This window comes from Streptomyces sp. McG3 (assembly GCF_018619185.1).
Taxonomy (GTDB): Bacteria; Actinomycetota; Actinomycetes; order Streptomycetales; family Streptomycetaceae; genus Streptomyces.
Genome location: NZ_JAAXYC010000353.1, coordinates 1 through 7,584, shown reverse-complemented (window position 1 = coordinate 7,584; position 7,584 = coordinate 1). Strand labels below are relative to the sequence as shown.

The window sequence follows — 7,584 nt, the reverse complement described above, 5'->3', positions numbered from 1 at the left end:
AACCTGCCGAAGCAGGCCGGGGTATCAACATATCTGGCGTTGACTTTTGGCACGCTGTTGAGTTCTCAAGGAACGGACGCTTCCTTCGGTCCCGTATCACCGGGGCCCTCCGGGCGCTTCCTTTCGTCTACTACTTTGTCTTGCTGTCCTGCGTTTCCGACTCTATCAGACTCTTTCGTGTCCGATTCCCGGCCGAAGCGGGTCTCGCATCTCGCTTTCCAGGTCCTTCGCTTTCGCGTTTTCCCTTTCCGGCGAGTCCGACTCTATCAGATCCTTTCGGGCCTGATTCCCAGTCAGCGGGGCTTGTCTTCCCGGCTGTTGGGCCGTTCCGACGCTCAAACTCTAGCGGATTCTCCCGGCGGCTCATAATCGAGCCTTCGTCATGAATTCCGGCATGCCGAAATCATCCCGAGTGGGAGATCGTGCTGAAGTTTGGTTGCCGCGTTCGCGGCGGGATCGGCTGCCTCGGAACCATCCGGCTCCGTGACAACTCGGAGAACTTTACGGATCCACCAGGGGTGTGTCAACCCTCCCCCGATGGGCTCCGCAGGGTCTGTTCAGTCCAGGTCGCTGAGCCGGCCGCCGGCGTCCGGCTGGGCGTGTTCCACGCGGCGCAGGAGGCGGACCAGCAGCTCGCCGAGGACACCGCGCTCGTCGCCGGAGAGGTCCTGGAGGAGGTCCTCCTCGAAGTCGCTCGCCATGCGCATCGCCTCGAGCCACTTCGTGCGGCCCTCGTCGGTCAGCTCGACGATGACGCGGACCCGGTTGTTCTCGTCGCGGTCGCGGGTGACCAGGCCCTCGCCGGCCATCCGGTCGATGCGATGGGTCATGGCGGCCGGGGTGAGGCCGAGGCGCTTCGCCAGTTCGCCGGGGCCCAGACGGTAGGGAGCGCCGGCCAGGACCAGGGTCTTGAGGACCTCCCACTCGGCGTTGCTGATGCCGAGCGCGGCGAGCTGTCTCCCGTACGCGACGTTCATCCGGCGGTTCAGTCGGCCCAGCGCGGAGACGACCTGCTCGACCTGGAGGTCGAGGTCGCGGAACTCGCGCTGGTAGGCGGCGATCTGTTCGTCGAGGCTCGGCTCGTGGGGGCCGGGCTCCTCGGTGCTCTCGGACATGGCGGGCAGTATGGCACGCCCTCACCCCCTCAAGTCCTTCACTCTGTAGTTTTCACCTTCTAACTTTAGTGCTAAAGTCTTCGAGTCTGATTTCTTCACGCCAGGTCTCGACGCTTCGCGATCGAGGCCTTCGAGTTCTTGAGGTAGGTGAGTGTGACCAGGGAGATGGGCGCAGCGCTGCGGCGGATCCAGCTGGGCAGCGCGCTGAGCGCGTTCGGGCTCGGGTTCACCGTCCCGTACCTGTACGTCTACGTGGCGCAGGTACGGGATCTGGGCGCCGGGACGGCGGGAGTCGTCCTGGCAGCCTTCGCGATGGCAGCACTGGCCGTTCTGCCGTTCACCGGGCGGGCCATCGACCGGCGGGGCCCGTTGCCCGTGCTGGTGGTGGGCTCCGTTCTGGCCTCCGTGGGGGCGGCAGCCCTGGGGTTCGCGAGCAGTGTTCCGGCGGCCGTGCTGTCCGCCGCTGTCCTGGGCGCGGGCACCGCCGTCATGCAGCCGGCCCTCGCCACGATGCTCGTGTGGTGCTCCAACACCGCGACCCGTACGCGGGCCTTCGCCACGCAGTTCTTCCTGCAGAACCTGGGGCTCGGCCTCGGCGGGCTCGTCGGCGGGCAGCTGGTGGACGTGAGCCGTCCGGCGAGCTTCACGATGCTGTTCCTGATCGAGGCCGTGATGTTCGTGGTGCTCGGCGTCGTGGTGACGACCGTGCGGATGCCCCGTCCGGCTTCGCTCGGCGGGACCCGTCCGGCGGACGGGTCCGCGGCGAAGGGCGGGCTGCGGGCGCTGCTCTCGCACCGGGCCATGGTGCAGCTGTGCGTGCTGGGGTTCGTGCTGTTCTTCGCCTGCTACGGGCAGTTCGAGTCCGGCCTGGCCGCGTACGGCACGGAGGCCGCCGGGATCGAGCCCTCCACCCTCGGCTTCGCGCTGGCCGCCAACACCGCGGTCATCGTCGTGGCGCAGTTCGTCGTGCTGCGGCTGGTGGAGCGGCGGCGGCGCAGCCGGGTCATCGCCGCGGTCGGCCTGATCTGGGCGTTCGCCTGGATCGTGGCGGGGTACGCGGGGATGGGCCACGGCAGCCAGACGATGGCGACGGCCGCCTTCATCTCGACGTACGCCCTGTTCGGGCTGGGTGAGGCGATGCTCTCGCCGACCGTCGCCCCGCTGGTCGCCGATCTGGCGCCGGAGTCGATGGTCGGGCAGTACAACTCGGCGTTCGCCCTGTGCAAGCAGCTCGCGCTCGCGGTCGGTCCGGCCGTCGGCGGGCCGATGGGGGCGTCGCTGCACGGCCCGTACATCGTGACGTTCGTGCTGTTCTCGCTGGGCATCACCTGGCTCGCCCTGCGGCTGGGGCGCCGGCTCACCCCCGTACAGGACCAGCCGTCGCTCGCCCCTGTCCCGTCGCTGGTGGTGGCGGTGTCACTGCCCGAGGGCGGGGACGGCGCGGAGACCGCGACCAACGGGTCCGCGACCACCGGATCCGGGTCGCCCTCGGTGTCCGCCCCGGTGTCCGCGCCCGCCGGTCACTGAGGGAGCGATCCGCTCACCGCGGCAGGGCGAATTCGCACCAGACCGCCTTGCCGCCGCCCGGCGTCCGCCGGCTGCCCCACGAGGTGGCGATCGAGGCGATGATCGAGATGCCGCGCCCCGCCTCGTCCGCCGGTTCGGCCTGGCGGCGGCGCGGCAGGTGGTCGTCGCCGTCGGTGACCTCGATGATCAGCCGGCGGTCCGTACGGCGCAGTCCCAGGCGCATCGGCGGGGTGCCGTGCTGGAGGGAGTTCGCGACCAGTTCGCTGGTGGCGAGGACACCCAGGTCGCGGAGTTCGACGGGGAAGCGCCAGGAGGTCAGGACGCCGGTGGCGAAGGCGCGGGCGCGCGGGGCGGCCTCGATGCCGCCGAGGAGATCGAGCGCGGCGTTGTGGAACAGCTCCGCGTTCGGTCCCGTGCGGGCGGGGTGCTGGACCACCAGGACCGCCACGTCGTCGTCGTGCTCGGCGGTCACGCCGAGGGAGCGGATCAGCCGGTCGCAGACCACTTGTGGTGATCCCTTGGCGCCGGACAGGGCGCGGGCCAGTGAAGCGACGCCCTCGTCGATGTCCTCGCTGCGCCGTTCGACCAGGCCGTCGGTATAGAGGACCGCGGTGGAGCCGGGCGGAAGCGCGATGGTGCCCGAGGTGTGGACCCAGCCGCCGGTGCCGAGCGGGGGGCCGGTGGGGTCGGCGGCGCGGTGGACGGTGCCGTCCTCGTCGCAGACGAGGATCGGGAGGTGTCCGGCGGAGGCGTAGACGAGCTGCCCCTCGTTGGGATCGTGGACGGCGTAGACGCAGGTCGCGATCTGGCTGGCGTCGATCTCGGCGGCGAGGCCGTCCAGCAGCTGGATCACCTCGTGCGGCGGGAGGTCGAGCCGGGCGTAGGCGCGGACGGCGGTGCGGAGCTGGCCCATCACGGCGGCGGCCCGGACCCCTCGGCCCATCACGTCGCCGATGACCAGGGCGGTGCGGCCCGCGCCGAGGGTGATGACGTCGTACCAGTCGCCGCCCACCGCGGCGTCGGTTCCGCCGGGCTGGTAGGTGGCGGCGATGCGGAGGTCGTCGGGCTGTTCCAGCTCCTGCGGGAGCAGGGAGCGCTGGAGGGTGACGGCCGTTTCGCGGTGGCGGCGCTCGCTGGTGCGCAGGCGTTCGGCGGCTTCGGCGTGGTCGGTGACGTCGGCGGCGTACACGAGGACACCGCCTTCCCCCTTGCCGTCTCCCCTGTCGCTTCCCTTGTCTCCCTTGTCTGCCTTGTTGTCTGCCTTGCTTCCTCCGTTTCCCTCGTCCTCCGCGTTGCCCCAGGCGGCGACGGGGGTGCAGGTCACGGTGTACGAACCGCCCTCGGCGGTCCTGCGGGACTTGACCGTACGGGCGGTGCCGCTGCGCAGGACCTGGTCGAGCAGCGGGACCACGCTGAGCTGGGCGAGCTCGGGCATGGCCTCGGCCGCGGGAACGCCGCACGGGCGGGGGCCGAACGCGGCCTCGTACGCGTCGTTGACGTACGCGATGCGGTGGTCCGGGCCGTGCAGCAGGGCGACGGGGGCGGGGAGCCTGCCGAGGATCTCGCGGGCGGAGAGGTCGTCGAGGGCCGGCCCGGGGAGGGCCTCCGTCGAGGCGGGGCCGGAAGGCGCCGGGGAGGCGTCGTCCGGCAGGGCGGGCGGGCCGTCCGCCCGGGCGTACTCGGCTCGGGCCGCCGGCACGGAACTACGGTCGTCCCGCGCGGCGGCTCGGCGCTGCGTTCCGGGAAGGCGGGCGCTCCAACGCGTGAAGTTCACGGTATTTCTGGCCTCGTGTGTCGGTCTGGTCCGCTCGGGCGGGCTGCTTCTTCTGCCGTGTCCGGGGGCACCGGGGGCCGTACCCCCGGGAAGGCGCAGCCGGGCCTCGTCGTTCTGTTGGTGCGTCGCTGCTGGTCACTGTTGGTCACTGCCGACCGGGTCACTCTGTGCAGGTGTGGGCCCACCTATGGTCACACGTCCAGTGTGACCGACCGTACTGACAGTCGTCGCCCCGTCGCCGTTCCGGCCCTCGATCGGTCCGCTCGGGGGCCGTCCTGCCGACGGTCCGTCAACTGTCCGTCCGGGGGTCGTCCGTACGGCGGTCGTCCGGCGGTTCTCCGGGCCCCTTCGGGCGTCCGGGGCCCGGGAGCCCCGGGGTGCCGGAGCCGCCGCCCGCCGCGAGTTCGAACTCGGCGCGGGGGTGTTCCAGCGAACCGAGGGAGACGATCTCGCGTTTGAAGAGTCCGGACAGGGTCCATTCGGCAAGGACGCGCGCCTTCCGGTTGAACGTCGGGACCCGGCTGAGGTGGTACGCACGGTGCATCAGCCAGGCGGGGTAGCCCTTGAGCTTGCGGCCGTAGACGTGGGCGACGCCCTTGTGCAGGCCGAGGGAGGCGACCGATCCGGCGTACGCGTGCCGGTACTCCTTGAGCGGCCGGCCGTCGATCGAGGCGAGGACGTTGTCGGCGAGGACCTTCGCCTGGCGCACCGCGTGCTGGGCGTTGGGGGCGGTCTCACGCCCCGGTTCGGACGCGGTCAGGTCGGGTACGGCCGCGGCGTCGCCGGCGGCCCAGGCGTGCGGCATGTCCTCGACGCCGAGGGTGGCGGTGCAGCGGAGCCGGCCGCGTCCGGTGAGGGGCAGGTCGGTGGCGGCCAGCAGCGGGGCCGGTTTGACCCCCGCGGTCCACACGAGGGTGCGGGTGGGGAAGCGGGAGCCGTCGCTGAGGACGGCGACGCGGTCCTCGCAGGTGTCGAGGCGGGTTTCGAGGCGTACGTCGATGTTCCGGCCGCGCAGCTCCCCGATGGCGTACGTGCCCATGGCCTCGCCGACCTCGGGGAGGATGCGCCCGGAGGCCTCGACCAGAATCCACTTCAGGTCGGCCGGCTTGATGTTGTGGTAGTACCGCGCCGTGTAGCGGGCCATGTCCTCCAGTTCGGCGAGCGCCTCCACGCCCGCGTAGCCGCCGCCGACGAAGACGAAGGTGAGAGCGGCGTCGCGGATCGCGGGGTCGCGGGTCGCGGAGGCGATGTCCATCTGTTCGATGACGTGGTTGCGCAGCCCGATGGCCTCCTCGACGGTCTTGAACCCGATGCCGAACTCGGCGAGGCCGGGGACGGGCAGGGTGCGCGAGACGGACCCGGGGGCGATGACGATCTCGTCGTACCCGATCTCCAGCGCTCCGGTGCCGTCCTCAGCGGTGGCGAGGGTGGTGACGGTCGCTGTCCGTTTGGCGTGGTCGACGCGCTGGGCCTCGCCGATGACGATCGTGCAGTCGTTCAGGACGCGGCGCAGCGGCACGACCACATGGCGCGGCGAGATCGAGCCGGCCGCCGCTTCGGGGAGGAAGGGCTGGTAGGTCATGTACGGCTCGGGCGTGACGACCACGATCTCGGCTTCGCCGCTCCTCAGTCTCTGCTTCAACTTCCGTTGGAGACGCAGCGCTGTGTACATCCCGACGTAGCCACCGCCGACGACGAGAATGCGTACACCTGGCCGGGTGCCGGGGGTCGTCCCCCGGGAATCTGGAGCCATCACCACCCCATGACGCAACGGAGTCAGTGGTTTGTCCACAGGCCCGGCAAATTGTGTGACCGGAGGTTCCCCGACGGCACTCGGGGCGCGTGGGCGGTGAGGGGCGACAGCCGCGCAGGTCAGGCAGTACGCAGGGGGTAAGTGGAGGGGTGATGTTCCGGTGTGGATCGGATCTTGGTCCGATCGGGGGGCGTCCCATGCGGAACTACCCCCTTCTGAATTGACGCGGGCTCAACTATGTTCGTAACCCGTCGGGGTGTCGGGTGCGGATTTCGTTGTGCTCCGCTCCCCGACTGAAACGGCGGGAAGTCTCCGGGGGGAGACGTCATAACCGGGGGAAGTTATGCATATTCAGGATAAGCATGGCCAGACTGCGCTCGCTCGCGCGTCCGAGGACCAAGGACGCCTCGGCTCCGTGGGTGCGCTCGGCGTCATGAGCTCGGCGGACGCGGTTCGTTCCGCGGCGGCGGTGAGTGCCGCGGCGATGGGTTCGGCCGCTGCCGGACACGGCCCGAACGGGGCCACGACGTCGGGAACGGCCACGGTCTCAGCGGCGGGGACCGCGAGCGCACCGCGCTCGGCTCCGCTGCGCGTCGACGCGCAGCGGAATCTGGAGCATGTGCTGCGGGCGGCTCGCGAGGTGTTCGGGGAGCTGGGCTACGGCGCTCCGATGGAGGACGTGGCGCGTCGCGCTCGCGTCGGCGTGGGCACCGTCTACCGGCGGTTCCCGAGCAAGGACGTGCTGGTGCGCCGGATAGCCGAGGAGGAGACCTCCCGGCTGACCGAGCAGGCGCGTACGGCGCTGGGGCAGGAGGAGAAGCCCTGGTCGGCGCTCTCCCGCTTTCTGCGTACGTCCGTGGCGTCGGGCGCGGGCAGGCTGCTGCCGCCGCACGTGCTGCGGGTCGGGGTGGACGGGGAGGAGCCGGGTGCGCCGGCGGCCTCCGGGGCGACGTCGGCTCCGGGCGCGGTGGACGAGACCCGCGTTCCGCAGCAGCGGCAGGGAGTGGGCCAGGACGACTTCCGCGTCGTCGGCCGGCGCTCCGGGGGCTCCGACGGATTCGACGGCCTCGGTGAGGACACCGGCGCGGTCGAGCTGCTGGAGGTCGTGGGGCGGCTGGTCGACCGGGCGCGGGAATCAGGTGAGCTGCGCCGGGACGTGACGGTGGCCGATGTGCTGCTGGTCATCGCCACGGCGGCTCCTTCGCTGCCGGACGCCGCTCAGCAGGCCGCGGCTTCGGCCCGGTTGCTGGACATCCTGCTGGAGGGGCTGAGGTCGCGCCCGGCGTGACGTCCGGGGCCTCGGCCCCACGCGTCCCGCATCGCTCGTGCCGGGCGTCGGTCGTCCCGCATCGACTGTTCCGTCCGCCTCGCCCGCAGTGCCGGCGAGGCGGACGGAACAGTCGATGCGGGACGAC

Annotated in this window: 5 protein-coding genes; 2 read left to right on the top strand and 3 right to left on the bottom strand. The window is 71.1% G+C overall.

Going from position 1 to position 7,584, the window contains the following annotated elements:
- Window positions 1–557: 557 nt before the first annotated feature.
- The gene (locus HET64_RS33900) at window positions 558–1,115 is read right to left on the bottom strand and encodes a MarR family winged helix-turn-helix transcriptional regulator (protein WP_215111089.1); all 558 of its coding nucleotides are present in this window, start codon (window positions 1,113–1,115) and stop codon (window positions 558–560) included.
- Between the two features lie 165 nt (window positions 1,116–1,280).
- Here HET64_RS33900 and HET64_RS33895 point away from each other — a divergent pair, with 165 nt between their 5' ends.
- Window positions 1,281–2,642 (top strand): MFS transporter, encoded by a 1,362-nt coding sequence (locus HET64_RS33895; protein ID WP_215111090.1) that lies wholly within the window; start codon window positions 1,281–1,283, stop codon window positions 2,640–2,642.
- Between the two features lie 13 nt (window positions 2,643–2,655).
- Here HET64_RS33895 and HET64_RS33890 read toward each other — a convergent pair whose 3' ends face one another.
- Window positions 2,656–4,416 (bottom strand): SpoIIE family protein phosphatase, encoded by a 1,761-nt coding sequence (locus HET64_RS33890; protein ID WP_215111088.1) that lies wholly within the window; start codon window positions 4,414–4,416, stop codon window positions 2,656–2,658.
- 289 nt (window positions 4,417–4,705) lie between these two features.
- Window positions 4,706–6,088: an FAD-dependent oxidoreductase gene (locus tag HET64_RS33885; protein WP_251146257.1), complete on the bottom strand. Its 1,383-nt coding sequence runs from the start codon at window positions 6,086–6,088 to the stop codon at window positions 4,706–4,708.
- A gap of 514 nt (window positions 6,089–6,602) precedes the next feature.
- On the opposite strand from HET64_RS33885, the gene HET64_RS33880 reads away from it, so the two are divergent.
- On the top strand, window positions 6,603–7,457 hold the full coding sequence (locus tag HET64_RS33880) for a helix-turn-helix domain-containing protein (protein WP_251146256.1): 855 nt from the start codon (window positions 6,603–6,605) through the stop codon (window positions 7,455–7,457).
- Window positions 7,458–7,584: the final 127 nt, after the last annotated feature.